Source organism: Leucothrix pacifica (assembly GCF_003172875.1).
Taxonomy (GTDB): domain Bacteria; phylum Pseudomonadota; class Gammaproteobacteria; order Thiotrichales; family Thiotrichaceae; genus Leucothrix; species Leucothrix pacifica.
Window position 1 is genome coordinate 39,258 of record NZ_QGKM01000006.1, and the last position, 20,472, is coordinate 59,729.

Consider the following 20,472-nt stretch of genomic DNA (forward strand, 5'->3'; position numbering starts at 1 on the left):
TTACTTCACAGGGAACGGTGCATTAAAGCTGGTTGCCTTAGGTTGAACTGCCAGACTCAATGGTCGTCCACTTGCATCCAACAACATCAACTCAACTCTTCGGTTAATGACGCGTTCCGCCTTCGTGTCTCCCAGAATTGGTAACTCTTCACCCAGTGGTGATACCAAAATCCGATCACGAGACAGCCCCTTATCCATGAAGTAATCAACAACGGTCTGCTGACGTCTTAATGCCAGCTGTCGATTGTATGCTTGTGAGCCTTTACTATCAGTGAACGCCTGAACACTTAACTTCAATGATGGGTTTTTCTTCAACACCAACATATCGCGGTCCAATCTAGCTTGCTCAGAAGCATTCAAGCTGGATAGATCAAATCCGAAGTAAACGGCCGGCTCCCAAATTTCTCCATGAACAGCCTGCTTGACGTACTCTACCTTGTTTACAACCTTAACTTTCTCAACCACTTTGATCTTGGTCTCAGGGACCATGACGCGCTTAACCCGGTCAACATACTTGATCGTTTCAACCGGCTTAATCTTTTCGACGATCTTGATCTTCTCCACTGGTTTGATCTTTTCAACAACTTTGACCTTCTCAACCACTTTCTCTTTCTCAACGACCTCCTTGACGATTTTTACGCGTTCAACCACTTCTGGCTTTGGCAGTTCACACACGTCTTCATATTTTGCGTAAAGATCATTCGTGCTGGCACAGCCACTGGCTAAAGTAATCACACCGGCTACAGGCAAGATACGCTGAGCTAATTTATGACATTTCATTATTATTTTTCTCCTGTCAGCCAGTTCAGGCTATTTTCATCGAATTTATACTTCAGGCCGATGTACAGACCTTCGTCGTTATAATTTTCGGGATCAAGATCTTCATCCTCAAATCCAGTCACGTTATAACCAATACCCGCGCGAAGATTCTTTCTTACGAGGTAGTTAATACCAGCACCAAATGAGTATTGTTGCTCACCCATACCATCGGTAGCCAACACACCTGCATGAACATCAAGGTCTAAACGATTAGTTAGGTCATAAGTAAGACGTCCATCCAGTACAACTGCATCACTCTTAACACCGTCACAGTCTTCAGTTTTTCCACCTAAACGACCTGATAACAGTACGTCTTCGTTGATCTCATAGTTCTGATGCGTAGACAATATATGTGTACTACAGTCGCCGTTATCACCAGCACGCTCTTCTTTATTTTGATAGAAGAACAAAGAGTGTTGCTTGTTATCACGACGTGGGCGATATGCAAGGCCCAGCGTAAACGTGTTATCCATCAAGTCATCACCCGACTCTGGTAACTCATAGCGCAGCGTATCTTTCATTAATACACTCCATTTTGAGTCTAAACGCTTTACGTAGTCTGCCTGCAGACCATAGTACTCACGGTCATCATCATGTCTTGTCTCAAGGCGTAGAGATGCAATTTGATCCGTTGAACGCTTATCAGTAATAGCAATAGACGCAGCCACAGAGTCACTACCATCTCCATCCAGGTTATTCACAATCTCCAGGTGCGGAGATATGGATAAGCCCTCGGCCAGCTCATAGGTACCTCTGACCCCTGAAGCTGTTTCAAGATCACGCGAGTCAATTCCACCACGTACGCGGTACTCTGAGAAAAGCTCAGTTGATTTCAGGAAGTTTGACTTCACACCAATTGCAATGGTGTCTTGCTCATTGGTTGTTGAAGAAAGTCCACTCACACCTGAGAGGCTATTGATGCGCTCTCCCCGTGCATACAACTTTACTTTTTCATGAACCTGAAGGTCACCCGTCAACGCGATGCGACGACGATCAGAACTGTCAAAGTCCTGCTCATACTCAGCCGCAACAGAACCCTTTCTACCGGCGATATCCAGATTCTTCTTTATACCGACAATAAAGGTTTGGAACTCTTCATCTCCTGTCGTCTTCTCTTGCCTAATGTGACGTACACCACCTTTTATATTCCAGTCTTTAACATCCATATCAGCGGTTACACCAATACTCTGCTCAAGATCATCCGTATCCAGCATCTTGCTGTGTATTGCCTCAATCTCAGCATTCAGATCTTCGTAAATCTTCATCTCATGTTTAACACGAAGCTCTTCCCTGTTTTCAGCTATGCCTGCTGCAGAATTTATAAAGCCATCGCTGGCACGCCCCAGAGTGACAGTCGTTAATGACTTATCTTTCCACTCTTTAGCCATGTATAGACGTGTAGCAACACCAGAATCATTACTTAGATCCCGGTGAGACATACGACCAACACTTCCACGAACCTCAAAGCCGTCATCATTTTTATATTCAGCCGTCACACCGTATAACTCGAAACCTTCGGAGTCATGCTGGTTAACAGTGTAGTTCAAACCTAATTTAAAGCCTGGCGCTACTTCACTGCTCAAGCGGGCACCCGCAATGGTGTAGTCATTGCCATCACCCTCTACATCGTAAGTTGCACGGATGTAAACAGGATTCAGGTCTTCATCTGAAATTGGCACTGTCTCGCTAAAGCTCAACTCGCCGGTCACAAAGTCCAGAGTGTAATCACCAAATCTACTCAATGTTTCTGTCGTTAACACAACGCCTGGGTTATCACGAGAGACAGTGATGATCTCAATAGTTTCACTGTTGATCACCAGCGGCGCTTTCTCTAGCTTGTAATTCAGAGCGACGCCCTTTCCGCGAATACGATCGACGTAATTCTGCTCATCAAGCTCAGAGACAAATAACTGTGCTTCAACCGGGCCACTTTTCGTGACTAAGTTCGCACCAGTGAGAGTACGTTGAACACGCGTGACATCCTCATTCATAGAGTTGCCATCCGTGACAAAGTCACCCCACATGACGCTATCTTTGTTCTTCTCCAGCTTAGCGTAAACCTTACTCCGGCTCTGCGCCTCATAGCCACGCTGTGAACTGTCTCCGTGAATTGGATACGACTTATTTGGATTAATGTCGCGGAACAGTTGAGCATCATCTTCCTTGTCTGTATCTACAGACATTGTGAGATGCATATCACCACGAACCTTACCCTTTAAGAAGAATGCTGCACGAGAGTCAACATCATCTTCAAGACCAGCATATGGAGAGCTTGATCCGCGATCAAACAGATGCCCGCCAACTTCAACTAAGCCGATTGCAACCAGCGGTCGTAACGGAGCAACCTGAATTACATTCGTTTCAGCTCTCATAGATCCGTCACTAACACGAACCTTGATCGTTCCACTTCGCTCAGAACTTCGTAGGTGAACCGTGCGTAAACCATTTACAACACGCACTTGTCGTCCCTGTACCTGGTCCTGAACATCACGCTCAACCCACTGTCCGTCACTTGCTTCCAGAGTGACGAAGTTAACCCCTCGAGCCAAGTATCCATTAGCATCCAGTAGTTTGATCGTTACTGGCAAATAGGAACGTCCACCATCAGCCGGAAGTTGATCAGTTCGCTTTTCTAAAACTAACTTCTCTGCAGACACCGGACGATTAAAGGTACCTTTGGCCAGTACGCGTCTGTTTCCAAACATGTCTTTAGCCACAACCTCTAACTCATTCTTTCCTGGTTGCAACTGAACACCGTACCAAGCAGCTACTTGGGCTCTTTCACGACGATTCTCAATTTGCTCACCTAGCTGAGACTTTGGAACCGCTTTACCATTAAGCATCAATGTCGGTGTCAAGCCTTTACGAGTCACAATCATGAAACGACCATCCAGGCTAACATTGCCTTTTGGCCACAGCCATACACCTTCTTTAGCCTGAGCCTTAGTCACCGATTTAATCACTTCTTTAGCAGGTGTCATCGTCTCCAAACCACGCGGTGTCTCAAGGCGGTCAGCCACCTCATCAGAGATTTGCTCATACACGGTTGGGACTACACTTGCACTGTCAGCCAACTTTAATGCTTTCAGACGTGCGTAACTTGTTTTCTTGTCTAGATCAAAACCGTGACGAACAGTAAAGAAGTCACCCGCTTCGTGAACGAAAGCTTCCTTTATAAGCTCTGCATCGAGTTTTGCTAGCGCTTCTTCCGCTAATTGCTGCTCTCTAAACTTCGACAGCTCAATCGAGTAGCCTGTGGTCAGACTCAGTTTAGTAGACTTTGATTTAGCAAATGACCTCAGGTTACTGTTCCTACCACTAGAAATATCACCATCAATCTCACCAGTCTTCTGGAGATCATCTGTTATGATTTCCTTATCCGGGTCGTATTTCTGAGCATTTTCCAACATCCAGTCTGTCTTGCCGATATTGCGAGCTTTGATCTCAGCCTGAATTTCATCTCGGTTGACTTTCGGGCAAACCGCCGCGAAATCAGCTCGATGGAACTCACCACCAGTCAAATCTACTAAGCGAGAGTGTGGGTCAGCCATCTGACGATTATCAGTCGGTTTAAAGACGATCCCTTCTGGTAGTGTCAGAGGATCCATCTTGATGGCGTGATCACCTGGGTCCAGACCATAGATACTATATTGACCATTAGCATCTGTGATCGCCCAAGTACCATCTTGCAGATAGAGCTTTACTCCACCGATTGGCCATTCGCCACCGTTTTGGATGTTGTTACAGTCAGCATCTACATAGACCTTACCGAAAATGATCGCTTTATCCTGAAGCACACCATCTCGCTCAATCTTAACGCGTACTTTATCTTCATTTGACTCAAGCGCTACCCCCGTCGGAGTTTGTGCTGTTGCTTGGGCACTATTGATCCCGTCACTGCCAACTGCTCCGGCTGTCGTTCTGACACGATAGCTCAAGGTATGCTCAACAGTATCAAGAACGCCGTCGGCAGCACCTTCAATAAAAGGCAAGTTGGTAAATAGTAGATTTGGTCGTGGCGCACCTTCAGGGTCCGCAATCGGCACACCGTCCAAGGTCGCAGTGCCACTTACGTAGTTAAAGCCGCGAGGTAGAGTATCCCTGATCTTTACCGCATACAAACGTTGGCCAGAGTGGTTTTCGATACGAATCGAGTAATTTATAGAACTACCAACACTTACCTCACTAACTGATGCAGTCTTTTGCACAGATAAATCGGTATCTAACTCCGGATCAAGTGGAATATCGAAGATTAGCAGTGATGCTTGGGTGAAGATACCACTACCTGCAATATTGTCAGGACCATTAACACCGAAGGAGTAATCATTAACCTCTCTCTCCGGACTAAATTCATCAACTTCACTAGGGAATGAGTATTGACCTGGTGGAGTGACACCGATGTAATATGAGCCATCAGGATCTAATTCCGGAAACTCATAACGACCATCTTCATCCGTAACCTGTGGATCATAAGGAAGATCTGACATTGGATTGATCGCTGGCGAGCCATCAGCGTTTCGTATAGTAACCGTCGCGCCAGCAACCGGAGTATTGTAGGCTGAGTCGAACACAACACCCAAAGGATTGATTAGTGCAGCATCTTCAAGCACCTCTACTGCGCGTCCTGAACCAGGATCAGATACTGTCGCTGTTACTGTCAGATTCCCATCAGGTGAGCCATTAAGCACACAGCTGTCTGCGGCTTGAGTGTAATCAGGATCAGACACACCAGCTGCAGGACAACTCGCACCGTCACCCAGCTCAGACTCACTCATTACGATAGATGATAAGCTACGGAAGATTCCTGTATTAGGACCAGTCTCCAGCAATGACACCAGCAGCGTATCTCCGGTGCCTGATGTTACCGTAACAACGATCGTTTCTGCTTTATCTTCGTCTTTGTTTACCGCGCTTGATGCTAGCTCAATGTAGACACCATCACGCACAGGATCATAACTTGATAACCCACTATCTAGCTGATAGATAGAAGCATCTTCAAAGTGATCATCATTGTAGAAATCAGGTGTACTGCTACCACCTTGAGTCAGTGATTTTTTGATATCTAAGACAGGCGTCAGGAAACGAATAGTAGCGTCAAATACCGTATCTGGCTGCTCACCTTCATCACCACGTGTATTCCCTGGCTCAATGGTTGTACAGACGTTGTTACTGTAAAACTCAGTATCCGTTGCGTCGTCAAGATCGAATTTTGCCTGATTGAAAATAGTCGTTGAAGTCACGTTTGGATTGATAGTGACATCAAACTCAAGCATACCACTCTGATTGGGCTGCATTTGATTTGCAGGAATATACAAACCAATTTTTGATATGACATCAACACCGTTCCAGCTAGTGAAACTAATCCAACGTGATGTATCTTCGTCTGCTCTCAGCTGAACCAAGATAACACCTTGATTTGGCGCTGCAATAGGTAGTGGCAACTTATCAAAGGTGACGTTTGCAGGAATAACATCCTCCAGCAACACGCCCATCACGATTTCGCCATCAATGCTTATTTCTTTTTCTGCTGGTTGAGCATCACCGATATTGCTGAAATCAATTTTGTACTTAATCGACTCACCCGCTTTCACAGGCACACCACAAACTGGCGTCGCAGTCTTTGAGAGAGTCAGCACTGCACCATCAATAATGTCGATTAAGTCATTGTTTACCCAATCTTCTGGTAAAGCTGATGACGAAATTTGTCCTGCGTTAAGAGCGCTATTTTGCCCACCATGACCACCCTCTTCTGCTAGAATTTCAGCATAGCTTGCAGGATAGACGCGTACATTCATTCTGTACTCATCTCCTCTGACTGCATTAGCTAACGTGCTGCCCGAGATAACGAATTCGGTAACTTCACCCGGATCCATTTCAGGAACATGGTAGCAAGTGACATTCGATTCCAACGGCTCACAAGTCACTGTGTTCCATAGAGGCTCTCCAGTATCAACAACACCATTCGAGTTTGTGTCACCATAGAGATTAAGGTTTTCCAGATTTCCTGAATCGCCCTCATCGTGACGCACTCTTAAAATGTAATCTGAAGGCGTATTACCGGTATTGGTAAGACGATGTGGAAGATCAACAATTTTACTGGCACGCGTGTGACGCACGTTATCGCTAGTCAACAGTAGTGACCACTGCTTGCTGACTACGACACTAGACACATTTGAAAAGGCATGTTTTAACTGGCCATCTTCTGTATCAAACCAAGATATTTCAGCTTGGTTTGTGATTACCGTACCGGAGGTAGTTTTAGCCATCAACGGTGGGGAGAAGAGCACAAAGAGAAACATCAGGAAGCTTAAGGTTTTAGCCCCTAACCAATCAGGAATTCGCATTATTGACTACCATTTTTATTATTTTTATAACTCCGGGCTGCGGAGCAAGCAAAAAGACGGTTTGCTTCTGAATGCTCCCGCCAGGCAGAAGCATTCAGAAGCCCTCTCACCATATTGGGCGAGAGGACGTCAGGTTCAACTGATTACTGAACTTTAACGGTAAACTCACCCGTTGCTTGTTCACCAGCAATCAATTCTCCACCAGTGCCTGCAACAGGATTCGCCTGAACAACATCATCCGCATTACCAGCAAAGAATTTAACCAGACCTGCATCATAAGTACCTTGGTCACCAGCATCTTTAGCATCCGTTACTGCCGATGGTACACACCCGTTACCATGACAGAACTTCAGCTTGCCACTGACAATATCAGTAAACTCAGGAGCAGCATCCGAAATCACAACATTCTGAACGGTTGCACTACCTTCGTTGGTAGCTGTTAAGCGCCATGTTACACACTGACCAGGCTCAACTTGCTGTGTTTGAGTCGCAAGGAAACCAGTCTCTGGGTCACCATCACAGTCCACGTCAATTGCAGCTGTCTTATCCAGACGTACCTGCCCTAAGATTACGGTTGTCTGATCTTGAGCAGAAGTTATTTCTGGATTCAGAGGGTCAGCAGCATCAGCAACTGTGATTGTAGAAGCATCAACAGATCCCAAAGGTGCATTAGACGGTGACGTGACAGTCGTTGTCATATCAACGTTTTCGCCTGGTTCAAGATTCAACTCAGGGATACCATCGCCATCAGTATCTGTGACTTCGATATCTACGTAGTTACCATCTTCATCAACACCAGTGATCGTCGTTCCTGCAAGCGCACTTGTCAGGATCGTGTCTGGCACACCATCATTGTCAGTATCAACATTGATGATTGTTGTCCAACCAGATTGCGTATTGTCTGAACCCAGCTCAAGAACTTCCGTTTGGTTACCGTTATTCTCAAGTTTATGGCTGTAATCAACCGTACCACCTGGCTGGATCTGATTCTGTCCGTTTGGAGTGATGACTACATCACGATCAGGAGCGATATCAATTGCGTTAGTCAATGAGTCGCTAATTGAAGGCGTAGATGTCGAAGTCGCAGTGAAGTTAATCTGGTAATCCTTATCACCATCACCGTCAACCAAGGCAACTGAGCCATCATTTACAGCATCATAACCATCGACCGCACCAACCTGGTCTGCATCACTCATTGATTCAGCAGGGTCAGCAGAGATAGTTACCACAGCCTGATATTCAAATACTTCGCCACCAGGTACTAGTGATGTAGTAGTAATCACATTGCCAGCACTGTCTTTGAATACAACATCCCATCCATCAGGAATATTATTTGCGCCAAGTGTATAAGAGTCAGCAGAACCAGACTCATTCGCTAGCTTCAGGTTAAACGTCACAACCGAGTTAGTCGCACCATCTACAAGAAGGGCCGGAGCTTCGTCCTGAGCATTTTGACCATCACTGTCGTTAAAGCCGTTTGCTAAGTCATCTCCCTGGCCACCCGTCATTACGTTAGCGATATCAACGTTTGGTGGAGTAATCTCACCAAGCTTCAATGCTGTCGTATCATCTTCTGGTGATGCAGATGGGTCACTGGTTGAAGTCGCAGTCAATGTTGCGTTGTAGCCCGTTGGTTGTGTACCAGATACACCGGCAGGTAATTTTGCTTTTACCTTGATTGTCGTGTCAGCACCAGCACCTAACAGACCTGTGTCAGGAATACCATCATCGTTAGTGTCCGTTAGTTGAACAGAACCTGTCGCATCCCAGTAAGTGAATACTGTACCTGCAGGGAAACCATCCACTACATCGTTCTGTACGTTGATGTTGTAAGAGTCTTCACCATTACTATCATTTGTAATAACGTGATTAAACTCAACTTCTGCACCTGTGGCAGCAATATCTACATACTGTGAGTCATTTCCACCATCACTATCATCATCACCACCGTCATTGACGCCCGCACCAGGGTTAATACCCGTGTTATCAGCAATTACGCCATAAGTCTGTGGAATCTCGTCGTGGGTAGTATTCGATGGTACGACACCAGTCGTAGAATCATCTGGCGTGCCATCATCATTGATATCATCAAACGCAATAAAGGTATTATCGATATCAACACCAGCAGCCCATGTTGGCTGGTACTCAATAGTATATACAACCGTAACCGTTGTATTCGCAGGTAGTGTAACGTCTTTAGCGACGATTACATTTAGAGAGTCGGTTACATCACCGTCAAAGTTAAGATCACCAAGATCTGACTCAGCACCGATTACAGTGCTTGTAGGTACTATGTCACCAGCGTTAACCAAACCACTTACAGCAATCGAACTTGGAACCAGTGTAACTTGTGTGTCTGCTGTGCCATTATCATCAGTATCAACTGATGGTAATGCATCAATAATATTGACGTTAGTCGCTTCAGTACCACCGTTGTTTTTAACAGTCAGTGTGTATGTGATTTGATTATTAACTTCATCATGTACAGATGACTTATTCAATACCAATACTGGGCCAGTTGAAACAGTTGCAACGTTGTCGACAGTACCATCTGTAGAATCAGAGTTATCACCCACATCAACAACAGTTGCTCCACCAGTGGAAACAGCGGTCAACTCTGAGGTGTGTACGGAACCGTCTGCCGCATCAGTAGGAATAGGCAGCGCTACAACAAAGTTGGCTTGCTCACCTGCAGGAACAGCGATCGGCCCTGTTACTAGTGGCTCACCCGGATCAGGCTGACCATTGTTGTTCTGATCATAATACACATCGCCTGCATCAGCAGTTACTGTATATGTATCCGCAACATTACCCGTGTTGCTTAATGTGTGTGGGAAGTAAACCGTTTGACCAGGAGCTGCCGACAAAGAGTTATCGTTTTCAATTGTTGCAGAGAAAACCGGTGCAACCGTTACAACTGCTTCATTTGACTGAGCAGAGTACTCGTTACCATTCTCGTCCTCGTAAGTTACTGTCGCGAGGTTTTTGATCAGTGTACCCGCTGCAGTCTGGGCATATACCTGAGCACCAAAACCAGCCATTGTACCGACAGCTAGTGACGTGGCGATAAGGCGTGCCAGCGGTTTCATTTGATTTTTTGTTTTCATTATTGATGTTTCTCTTTATAAATTATCGTTCTTTTAAAGAAATTGTCGCTGGGCACGACTACTCGGAGTTCTGCCCGACTAGGGAGGAATCTCACACTCTAAAATTCAATTATTTTTATTCAATTTTGGTTTTAGAGGTGACAGTCACAAATACATGTTCAAACCATGTAATTTACTTAACAGCTACTCTGTAAGTGTAAAGCTGACGACCTAGAGCAGCGATCGGCTGTTTAACTTTCCAACGAACATTTGTGTACTTCTCAGCTGGAATGATCACTGTCTTCATTTGACCATCAGCCATCTTCTGTTGACGACGTACTGGCTCACGCTCAAACGATGCACCACCATCAATACTCACTAAAAAGTCAGATGGAACGGCAGTCTTAGCACTGCGACCGATGTATTTCGTGTTAGCAGGAATCGGACCACTGACGACTAAACCACTCAATGTCTTTTTCGTTTCGTTAGTATACGTCAGGCTGTATTCCAGTACTTGACCAGGCTCAGTTTGCTTAGCTGGTTGACGGTACTCTTTACCTTGGGCATTGGTCTTAACCAAATATGCCTGCATGTTACTGACTAATGTAGGTTTACTCTTAGCAGTCGCGTTAAACATAACGCCTGCTGTGACAGTTACTACACAAAGTGCTAATGCAATTTTCTTAAACATTTCTATCCCCAATTTTATTTTTATAAATTACTAGTGCATGCAGGAAATCGTTTACGACACACTAAAAAAACACTTACACCAAACTGGCTCTTCTACATTAAGCTCCAAGCGGCATAATCGCGATAAAGATTAAGTGCTTTTTACTTAACAGTCGGTGAATAGCGTAAAAAGATTTCATCGACGGTGCAAATTAGAAACAGAATTTGTTCAGACAACTTATCTCTCGTGAATATAATTGAACCACTTTTCGTACAATGCTTTGCTGGGCGATGCAACCGTAGAACGTTTACTGACTGATGCACTGAATACAGGATTCCCCTCCAACGTTGATGCCATTCCACCCGATTCTTCTAAAATTAACGATCCCGCTGCGCAATCCCACAACTTCATACCGCCGTGTAAATACAACTGCCCACGACTAGCCGCCATCCACACCCATTCCAGAACGGTTGACCCCAAATTTCTTTGTGAGCGATAGGGTGTGTCCTGAATGATTCTCAGCGTGATATCAGCGGGAAGCCTTTTAAAATCAACCAAAGCGACACAAAGTTCCAACTCATCAACACTTGACGTGCAATTTAATCGTTCTCCGTTTAAGTAAGCGCCCTCACCCTTGATGGCAGTAAACATCTCATCTCGATTGACATCATAAGTAATCCCCATCACGACTTCGCCATCTTTTATCAGTGATAGTGAAGAAGCAAACAATGGTACACCCGCTGCAAAATTACTGGTCCCATCTAAAGGATCAAGACACCAAACCTCCGATTCATTCGTTAATAAATCGATCTGTTGCTGCTCCGTCATCTCCTCACTCATGAAGGCGATACCGGGGTAGTGTTGTGACAACAACGAATGTATCCGTTCGTCTGCTGCTAAATCGGCTTCCGTAATCAGACTGCCATCATGCTTAAGCTCATAGCCAATTTTATTAAAGCGTGGCAGTATCTCTTGTTGAGCAACATCGCGAATGATTGTTTCAATAATTTTCATATCGGGCAGCATACTAGTTGTTCCTTTTTTAGTTGGCATTATCGCCATATTTATTAAGTTGGTAGCTTATGAGTAGTTTGCTTTTCATTCTGTTATTAGCGGGTATAGCTTGGTTTTGGTTTGACTCCATTCGAGCCAAGGAGACAGCAACACGCGCTGCCTCAAACGCCTGTCAAAGTATTAACGCACAATTACTGGACCAGACAGTCGCTCTAAAACGAATCCGCTTGTCCAGAAACACGCAAGGCAGACTTCAGCTGGAAAGAAGCTTCGACTTTGAGTTAAGCCTCGACCGACAGGAAAGGTCATCAGGTCGTGTCATTCTTCTAGCCAAACAAATCTCCAGCGTACAACTCGACAGAGGTGATGGCACCACTATTCTGTAAGTATATTACATCAGCACTGGATCACTGAAACGGTTCTGAATTAAGTTTACCAATGAACCATGATGGACATTTTTAGCACTATGACAAAGAGGAGCGGAAAATGACAATGTGTCGTTAGTCAGCTAAAGCTGCATTCTTACACAACGATGCTATGATTCATGCTCCCAGAAAATTTAATACTAATATAAACGGAGAAAATTATGTCTATCGCAAAGGTTACAGAGATCACTTCGACTTCTAAGAAAAGCTTTGATGATGCTATCCATGATGGAATCGAGCGCGCTAACAAGTCACTTAAAAACGTCACAAGCGCATGGGTTGCTGATCAAAAGGTAACAGTTGACGGTGGAAAAATCACTTCATACCAGGTACGACTAAAAATTACTTTCGTACTGGAAGACTAAGTTACCCGAGCGCTGCTCTCAAGAGACAGCGCTCTACCCTACCACCTATATTGTAATAGCTACCCCTAAGTCTTATTATTGCCCGGTTCATTCAACTGAGGAATAATGATGGGATTTTTAGCGGGTAAACGCGCCCTGATTACCGGAATTGCCAGCAACCGTTCGATTGCCTACGGTATCGCAAAAGCCATGCATCGTGAGGGTGCTTTATTAGCTTTTACGTATCAAAACGAAAAGCTCAAACCACGGGTTGAGAAGTTTGCTGCTGAATTCGGTTCTAATATCGTCATTCCATGTGATGTATCAGCTGACTCAGAAATCGAATCCACATTCACCGCGCTTAAAGAGCATTGGGACTCTTTAGATGTGCTCGTGCACGCCATCGCTTTTGCACCAAAAGAACAACTGGCTGGTAGCATCGTTGAAAATACTACTCGTGAAGGTTCTGCAATCGCACATGATGTGAGTGCTTACAGCTTACTAGCCATGGCGAAATACGCCAAACCACTGATGGTCGGTCGCGACTCTGCAATCTTATCGTTAAGCTACCTTGGTGCTGTTTCAGCAATCCCAAATTACAACGTTATGGGTATGGCAAAGGCAAGTCTGGAAGCAGCCATTCGCTATATGGCCTTTGACTTGGGTAAAGATGGTATTCGTGTAAATGGTATATCGGCCGGCCCGATTCGCACCCTTGCAGCAGCAGGCATTGGTGATTTCCGTAAAATGCTGGATCACGCTGCTGAGAACGCACCACTGCGTCGTAACGTTACCATTGATGAAGTCGGCAATGCAGCAGCATTCTTATGCTCTGATCTTGCATCAGGCATTAGTGCTGAGATCACGTATGTTGATAGCGGTTACAACACTGTCGGTATGACAGGATACGGAACCGCAGAATAAGATTTGCAGCGCAGAGTCTATGACATTAGCTCTGCGCCTTCTGTACCAAAGGCTTAATCTGCGATACTGGTACTGGCAATTCCTTGCGCCCCATACTCTCTGGACAATTCCAGATCCTTATCGCTCAAACCGCCAATAGCGTAAACCGGAATATTGACTCGTCCAACCAAGCTTTGAAATGAGGGCCACCCTAAAGCTTGTTGCACATTAACTACTGAATTCATAAGTACCGGACCGATGAAGATAAAGTCCAACCCTAGCCTCTGTGCTTTAAACAACTCACCAGGCGAATAACACGTCGCAGATACTCGCTTAGCTTGTGGCTTGACTTGTGTTTTTAATAATTCGTCAGCACTTAAGTGTAAATTAAAGTCGTGTCGAACCAATGGCGGTGGTGATTGCAATATCACTTCCACATTTCGGCTGGCCGCCGTATCAAGCAACCAGCTTAGTTGCTCATGCGTAAGTTCAGTGTCTTCGAAGTTATGCATCAGAAAAGACTGCCCGGATGCCAACGAAGCCAATGCCTGCGCCTCAAACGACTCAGCCGTTACAACAGGCTTTAAGATCTTTATGAACTTCGGAAGTATCGCCGCCTCAATGATTGGCTTGTTGGCCTCAGGAAACTCAAAGTCATTCAGCGAAGCTGGACGAATCCACTGAACAGGCTGCCCTTCTTTGCCTGTCGCCGTGCCGCTCCATTGAGTGATTTCATAGACATCCAGATAAATCGATTTATTCTCGTACTCATGATAAACGCTAATGAGGCGGGCACTGTGACCCACATCAATGCCTAGCTCTTCGAATAACTCTCTGCTGAGTGCGGCGCGGCGCGACTCCCCAGCCTCCACCTTGCCTCCCGGGAATTCCCATTTCCCGCCCTGATGCTTGTCTTGAGGACGTTTCGCAATCAGAATATTTCCATCGTCGTCGCGAATCACTGCCGCAACGACTTCAATCGGCTTCCTGCCAAGTTCATCTTCCACTTATTTTACTCGTAAGTTTTTCTTGAAATAGTTCAAGGGAACAAAGTCTGCGGCACAACGCATGCTCGGAATCCATCGAGCTAAATTATCAGCCGTAAAGGTACGTCCGATGTGTTCATTCTCAAACACACCATCATGAAATAACACAACACCAACACGGCCTTTTCCTGAGCACATTTGATTCATGACATTATCTAAAATCTTATCACCATCCTGGTATTTTGGATTCCAGTCAAAGGCAGTCATCTCCCACCCAATATGCTCAAACTTGTTTCGCTTAAGTGCTTCCATTACCTGAGGACTGGTCTTCTGGTTAAACCAACCATCACCATGCGGCAAGCGGAAAATGGCAGGCTCTGTGGTAAAGAAAGGTGCCAAAATCTGACGGGACTTTTGGATATTTCTTTCTGCCATTGCCAACGGAATAGCCGTGTGACGATCATGCTCATAACTATGAGAACCAATCATGTGGCCTTCGTTTTTAATACGAGACAGTGTCTGTCTACGCTGCTGACACAGCTGGAAAGACTGACACTGTTCACTTTGAGGATTCGTCTTACAGTCATTGGTGTATAAACTGCAATCAACTTTATTGCCCAGAATAAAGAAGGTTCCCTCAATTTTTTCACGCTTCAGAACATCCAAAACCTTAGGCGTGACATCTGCCACCCCGTCATCAAAACTGAGTGTGATTTTTTTCTTTTCAACCGGACATTGGTACTTCGCTCTTACCTCAGCACAATCAGGCTGAGCTGCTAACGCCACATTGACAGGCAATAAGCCGATTAAGAAAAGACACAAGCCCATTAAACCCATTTTATTTTTATTCATTAACTTCGGTACTCCGCATTTATCGTCACATAGTCATGGGATAAATCAGATGTCCAAACCGTGGTCGATGCGTCACCCGCATGAAGACCGATACTAATGGTTATCTCTGCTTTATCCATTTCTTGTTGACCCTTTGCTTCTGTGTAAGTTGCAACAGGTTCGCCATCTTTGATCAGGGCCGTCTCTCCTAAACTTAATGATAGTTTGGAGATATCTAATTCTTTGACAGGGCTTCGGCCGATTGCAGCTAATAAGCGTCCCCAGTTTGGGTCACTGGCAAATAAGGCGGTTTTAACAAGAGGGGATCTGGCAACGGTATAAGCAACTGCGCGGGCTGTTTCTAAGTCAGGTGCGGTATCAACCGTTAAGGTCACGAACTTTGTCGCACCTTCAGCATCACGAATAATCGCTTGAGCAAGATACCGACAGACTTCGTCTAAAGCTTCCTGAAACACCGTGGCGTTAGTCGTGTCAACCACAGCCTGTGACTTACCCGTCGCCATCAACATAAGTGCGTCATTAGTCGATGTGTCACCATCAACCGTGATGGAATTAAAGGATAAATCAGCCGCTTGCTTCAGCATAGACTGCAACAACTCTGGCTCGATCTGAGCATCAGTTGCCACATAGGCCAACATCGTCGCCATATTCGGCTCGATCATTCCAGCGCCTTTAGCGATACCCGTTATCGTGACGGTATTGCCACCGATATCAAGCTGCTTGCTAAATGCCTTAGGCAACGTATCGGTCGTCATAATAGCATTAGCGGCACTTGACCAATTGCCAGCATCCAAGCCATTTAAAACCTCTGGAAACGCCGCCCTAAAAGGTTCAACAGGCAATAGCTCACCGATCACACCGGTCGAAAATGGCAGAACCTGCTCCGGAGCAACACCGGTAAGCGATGCTAACTCTTCACAAATTTCACGAGCATTATCCAAGCCAGCCTGACCGGTACCAGCATTGGCGTTACCAGAGTTAATAACTAAATAGCGCGGAGCGTTGTCTGCCATAAACTCCCTGCATAACAGAACGGGCGCAGCACAAAAGCGATTTTGCGTAAAAACACCAGCAACAGAACTGCCTTCAGCAATTTCAACAACCAGTAGATCTTCCCTGTCTTTGTAGCGAACACCTGCCGCTCCACTAGATAAACGAATACCCTCAACGGCTAGTATGTTACTAGCCGGTGTATAGTTTACAGCCATGCTTAATCCCTTGTTGTCGCTGTTTAGTTCAGCTTACCGTGACACTGTTTGAACTTCTTTCCTGACCCACATGGACAAGGGTCGTTACGTCCTACTTTGTCACCTATTCTCTGGAATGTTCGAGTCGTTTCAGGTGGTGCTTGTGGCGTATCATCACCCAACGCACTTGACGCTTCAGCGTGTGAATACTCCATCGGTGTTGCTTCTGGCTCAGGTGGTGCTAAATCCTGCTGAGTATCCTGAGAGATCTGGATTTTCATCATAAAGCCAATCACGCGCAGTTTGATTCGATCCAGCAGATCCTCAAACATCTCAAATGCTTCACGCTTGTACTCTTGCTTTGGGTTCTTTTGCGCATAACCACGCAGACCAACACTCTGACGCAGGTAATCCATTGACGCCAAGTGCTCTTTCCACTCTTCATCCAGTACATGCAGCATGACATCGCGCTCTAACTTACGCATGTTTTCGCTGCCGATGAGGCTCTCTTTATCCTTCAGTTTTTTCTCAACCGCTTCCTGAATGCGTTCACGTAGTGGCTCTTCATACAAGGTATCATCCTTGTCCAACCACCCCTGAATATCCAACTCTAAGTCAAACTCTTCAAGTAGATAAGCCGTTAAACCTTCAATATCCCATTGCTCATCCAGACTTGCTGGCGGTACGAAACGACTGATTGAGCTATCAATCACATCAAAACGAATTGAATCAATAGACTCCTGAACATCCTCACCTTCAAGTAACTCAGTACGCTGCTGGTAAACTACTTTACGCTGGTCATTTGCCACGTCATCGTATTCGAGTAGATTCTTACGAATATCGAAGTTGTGCCCCTCTACTTTACGTTGTGCATTTTCAATCGACTTGGACACGATCTTAGCTTCAATAGCCTGACCTTTTTCCATGCCAAGCTTCTGCATGATGCCTTTGACTCGCTCAGAAGCAAAAATACGCATCAGGCTGTCTTCCAATGACAGGAAGAAACGAGAAGAACCCGGGTCACCTTGGCGTCCCGCACGACCACGTAACTGGTTATCTACACGGCGTGATTCATGACGCTCAGTACCGATAATATGCAGTCCACCCGCAGCAACCACTGCATCATGGCGCTTTTGCCAGCCTTCTTTAGCTAATGCGATGGTTTGCTCGTTATCGCCCAGTTCTTTGAGCTCAGCTTCCAGTGAACCACCCAGCACGATATCGGTACCACGGCCCGCCATGTTAGTCGCAATTGTAACCGCGCCTGGACGACCCGCATTTTCAATAATATGCGCTTCACGCTCGTGCTGCTTCGCATTCAGAACTTCATGCTTGATTTTTGCTTTGGTTAGCAGACTAGAAAGCAACTCGGAACTGTCGATTGAAGCAGTACCAACCAATACCGGCTGCTGGCGCTCCTGCGCCATACGAATATCATCCACAATCGCATTGTATTTTTCTTCATGCGACATGTAGACCAAGTCATTCTCATCTTTGCGAGCCGTGGGTTTATTCGTTGGAATAACAACTACTTCAAGATCATAGATAGACTGTAATTCAAAGGCTTCAGTATCGGCCGTACCGGTCATTCCTGACAACTTGTCGTATAAACGGAAGTAATTCTGGAAAGTGATTGATGCCATGGTCTGGTTTTCAGGTTTGATCTCAACGCCTTCTTTGGCCTCGATTGCCTGATGCAAACCTTCTGACCAACGACGCCCCGGCATGGTACGACCTGTAAACTCATCAACAATGACAATCTCACCATCCGAGATGATGTAGTCAACATTCAATTGGAATAAGGTGTGAGCACGCAAACCTGCATTCAAATGGTGTAGCACTGAAATGCTACCGCTATCAAACAGACCTTCATCTTCTTTCAAAATACCGGCTTCGCGCAGTAACTCTTCAGCTCGCTCATTACCTACATCAGTCAGGAAGACCTGCTTGGATTTCTCATCGACAGAGTAATCACCAGGGCCTTCTTCATCATCTTTTGCTTGTGGTACAAGCTTTGGAACGATCTTATCAATAGCCGTATAAAGCGGCGCTGATTCACTGGATGGGCCAGAAATAATCAGTGGTGTTCTCGCCTCATCGATCAGGATCGAATCCACTTCATCGATAATGGCATAATTCAGTTTACGCTGAACACGCTCTTCTTTACTGAAGGCCATATTGTCGCGTAAGTAATCGAAGCCAAACTCATTGTTAGTTCCGTAAGTAATATCAGCGGCATAGGCTGCCTGACGCTCATCCTGCCCAAGGCCACTCACAATAACGCCTGTTGTTAGGCCTAGGAAACCATACAGCTTAGACATCCACTCCGCATCACGACTTGCCAGATAGTCATTCACCGTAATAACGTGAACACCCTTGGCAGGTAATGCATTGAGATAGGCTGTCAATGTTGCAACCAAAGTTTTACCTTCACCGGTACGCATCTCGGCGATTCGGCCATCGTTCAACACCATGCCACCGATTAACTGAACATCGTAATGGCGCATTCCCATGACGCGCTTACCAGCCTCTCTAACAGTCGCAAATGCTTCCGGAATCAAAGAATCCAGCGTTTCGCCTTTTTCCAGACGCGCTCTAAATTCAACCGTCTTAGCCTGTAACGCTTCATCGCTTAATTTGCTGAACTGGTCCTCCAGCGCATTTACCTGCTGAACGACTTTGGAGTAACCCTTAACAACCCTGTCATTGCGACTACCGAAGAGTTTTCTAGCAACCGATCCTATCATGATATTTATTTTCTCCCCGGTTTGATCCCGGTCTATTATCTGTTCCCGTTTGTAACGGATAAAAAGCGTCAAGAGCCCCTGCGCTCAACGCTTTCAATGAATAAAACTATTACAACGTATATTGGGGTTTCAGCCAAGAAATACAAGGCTTATATATGACTTTCGACATAGCTGCCGCTTACCAACATGCACGCTTACCCAGCGGATTATAGTATAGATTGCGGGATAAATTCACGCTTAACGCAGCACTGAATAGATATCACTCTGATTCACTCGCCATAGGGACTTTTTCCCAGATAATCTAGGGGATTTACATTCTTATTATTTTTTAATACTTCAAGATGCAGATGCGGACCGGTGGAGCGACCACTGCTGCCTACCCGACCAATTACCTCTCCACGCGATACACGCTGCCCCTCTTTCACTAAGGTTGCACTCAGGTGGGCATACCGGCTACGCAACTTATTCTCATGTTCGATCTCAATCATGCGGCCATATCCCCCATTGCGGCCACTATGAATCACCATACCATCTGCCATACTCATGACCTTTGTGCCGGTAGGTCCTGCGATATCAATCCCACGATGTTTTCGAAAACGACCGTTAAACGGATCTTTTCGCATACCAAAGCGAGACGATACATAACCTTTAGCCACAGGCCATTGCGCCAGCGTTTGGCCTCCACCAAAGGAACGCGACTTGAGCACTAATTGCATTCGCTCCAGCTGATGACTATGTCTGAGCATACTTTTTCGCAACGCTTCGATTTCTTTATTCACTTGGCGAAGTGAACGCCCTCGTTTCGAATAACTGTAATTTCGACCGTTTAAACCACCTTGTGCAGGTGGCTTATCAAATGAAAACAGGTCACTATCGAGCTTTGCTAAATCAACCATTTTTTGAGCAAATGCCCTTAACCGCACGCTCTCAGCCTCAAGTGACGCAATTTTTTTCTTCAAATTACTCAGATCGGACTGCGAGTACTCAATACCACTACTTCTGACAAAGGGGTCGTCAAATGAACGATTCGCAATAAATGACAATAAAAGAATAAGCAAAGACAGCCCCAGGACGGGCAATAAAATTTGACGCCAA

13 protein-coding genes are annotated in these 20,472 nt (G+C 45.6%); 3 read left to right on the forward strand and 10 right to left on the reverse strand.

Going from position 1 to position 20,472, the window contains the following annotated elements; genetic code table 11:
• The 5 genes from DKW60_RS23930 to DKW60_RS03920 form a co-directional block, all read right to left on the reverse strand.
• Positions 1 to 780, reverse strand: a complete 780-nt coding sequence (locus DKW60_RS23930; RefSeq protein WP_219988627.1) for an OmpA family protein — start codon at positions 778 to 780, stop codon at positions 1 to 3.
• Positions 781 to 782: 2 nt separating this feature from the next.
• Positions 783 to 7,163 carry a DUF11 domain-containing protein gene (locus DKW60_RS03905; protein ID WP_109836360.1) on the reverse strand — a complete coding sequence of 2,127 codons (6,381 nt, stop codon included), beginning with the start codon at positions 7,161 to 7,163 and terminating at the stop codon, positions 783 to 785.
• 143 nt (positions 7,164 to 7,306) lie between these two features.
• Positions 7,307 to 10,270, reverse strand: a complete 2,964-nt coding sequence (locus tag DKW60_RS03910) for a DUF11 domain-containing protein (RefSeq protein ID WP_109836361.1) — start codon at positions 10,268 to 10,270, stop codon at positions 7,307 to 7,309.
• A 172-nt stretch (positions 10,271 to 10,442) separates the two neighbouring features.
• A complete protein-coding gene (locus DKW60_RS03915; RefSeq protein WP_219988628.1) occupies positions 10,443 to 10,940 on the reverse strand; it encodes a hypothetical protein in 498 nt (165 codons plus the stop codon).
• Between the two features lie 216 nt (positions 10,941 to 11,156).
• The gene (locus tag DKW60_RS03920; protein WP_245929576.1) at positions 11,157 to 11,972 is read right to left on the reverse strand and encodes an inositol monophosphatase family protein; all 816 of its coding nucleotides are present in this window, start codon (positions 11,970 to 11,972) and stop codon (positions 11,157 to 11,159) included.
• Positions 11,973 to 12,001: 29 nt separating this feature from the next.
• Between DKW60_RS03920 and DKW60_RS03925 the strand changes: the two genes are divergently transcribed.
• From DKW60_RS03925 to DKW60_RS03935, 3 genes are all read left to right on the forward strand, one after another.
• Complete coding sequence (locus DKW60_RS03925) at positions 12,002 to 12,319, forward strand: DUF3301 domain-containing protein (protein WP_109836363.1); 318 nt, start codon at positions 12,002 to 12,004, stop codon at positions 12,317 to 12,319.
• 200 nt (positions 12,320 to 12,519) lie between these two features.
• The gene (locus DKW60_RS03930; RefSeq protein ID WP_109836364.1) at positions 12,520 to 12,723 is read left to right on the forward strand and encodes a dodecin family protein; all 204 of its coding nucleotides are present in this window, start codon (positions 12,520 to 12,522) and stop codon (positions 12,721 to 12,723) included.
• Positions 12,724 to 12,831: 108 nt separating this feature from the next.
• Positions 12,832 to 13,626 carry an enoyl-ACP reductase FabI gene (locus DKW60_RS03935; RefSeq protein WP_109836365.1) on the forward strand — a complete coding sequence of 265 codons (795 nt, stop codon included), beginning with the start codon at positions 12,832 to 12,834 and terminating at the stop codon, positions 13,624 to 13,626.
• Positions 13,627 to 13,679: 53 nt separating this feature from the next.
• Here the strand turns inward: DKW60_RS03935 and DKW60_RS03940 are convergent, their stop codons facing one another.
• From DKW60_RS03940 to DKW60_RS03960, 5 genes are all read right to left on the reverse strand, one after another.
• Positions 13,680 to 14,612: a Nudix family hydrolase gene (locus DKW60_RS03940; RefSeq protein WP_109836366.1), complete on the reverse strand. Its 933-nt coding sequence runs from the start codon at positions 14,610 to 14,612 to the stop codon at positions 13,680 to 13,682.
• On the reverse strand, positions 14,613 to 15,443 hold the full coding sequence (locus DKW60_RS03945) for a polysaccharide deacetylase family protein (RefSeq protein ID WP_109836367.1): 831 nt from the start codon (positions 15,441 to 15,443) through the stop codon (positions 14,613 to 14,615).
• Entirely contained in the window at positions 15,443 to 16,651 is a 1,209-nt protein-coding gene (gene argJ / locus DKW60_RS03950; protein WP_109836368.1) for a bifunctional glutamate N-acetyltransferase/amino-acid acetyltransferase ArgJ, read from the reverse strand. The genes DKW60_RS03945 and argJ overlap by 1 nt, the downstream gene beginning before the upstream one ends.
• 23 nt (positions 16,652 to 16,674) lie before the next feature.
• Positions 16,675 to 19,377, reverse strand: coding sequence for a preprotein translocase subunit SecA (gene secA / locus DKW60_RS03955; protein ID WP_109836369.1), 2,703 nt, complete (start codon positions 19,375 to 19,377; stop codon positions 16,675 to 16,677).
• A gap of 269 nt (positions 19,378 to 19,646) precedes the next feature.
• Complete coding sequence (locus DKW60_RS03960) at positions 19,647 to 20,435, reverse strand: M23 family metallopeptidase (RefSeq protein ID WP_146203426.1); 789 nt, start codon at positions 20,433 to 20,435, stop codon at positions 19,647 to 19,649.
• Positions 20,436 to 20,472 lie beyond the last annotated feature (37 nt).

Bases quoted from the DNA above. Each gene is read 5' to 3' on its own strand.
- DKW60_RS03930 (WP_109836364.1), top strand. From the start codon at position 12,520: ATGTCTATCGCAAAGGTTACAGAGATCACTTCGACTTCTAAGAAAAGC.
- DKW60_RS03935 (WP_109836365.1), top strand. From the start codon at position 12,832: ATGGGATTTTTAGCGGGTAAACGCGCCCTGATTACCGGAATTGCCAGC.
- secA (WP_109836369.1), bottom strand. From the start codon at position 19,377: ATGATAGGATCGGTTGCTAGAAAACTCTTCGGTAGTCGCAATGACAGG.
- DKW60_RS03925 (WP_109836363.1), top strand. From the start codon at position 12,002: ATGAGTAGTTTGCTTTTCATTCTGTTATTAGCGGGTATAGCTTGGTTT.
- DKW60_RS03910 (WP_109836361.1), bottom strand. From the start codon at position 10,270: ATGAAAACAAAAAATCAAATGAAACCGCTGGCACGCCTTATCGCCACG.
- DKW60_RS03905 (WP_109836360.1), bottom strand. From the start codon at position 7,163: ATGCGAATTCCTGATTGGTTAGGGGCTAAAACCTTAAGCTTCCTGATG.
- argJ (WP_109836368.1), bottom strand. From the start codon at position 16,651: ATGGCTGTAAACTATACACCGGCTAGTAACATACTAGCCGTTGAGGGT.
- DKW60_RS03945 (WP_109836367.1), bottom strand. From the start codon at position 15,443: ATGAATAAAAATAAAATGGGTTTAATGGGCTTGTGTCTTTTCTTAATC.
- DKW60_RS03915 (WP_219988628.1), bottom strand. From the start codon at position 10,940: ATGTTTAAGAAAATTGCATTAGCACTTTGTGTAGTAACTGTCACAGCA.
- DKW60_RS03920 (WP_245929576.1), bottom strand. From the start codon at position 11,972: ATGCCAACTAAAAAAGGAACAACTAGTATGCTGCCCGATATGAAAATT.
- DKW60_RS23930 (WP_219988627.1), bottom strand. From the start codon at position 780: ATGAAATGTCATAAATTAGCTCAGCGTATCTTGCCTGTAGCCGGTGTG.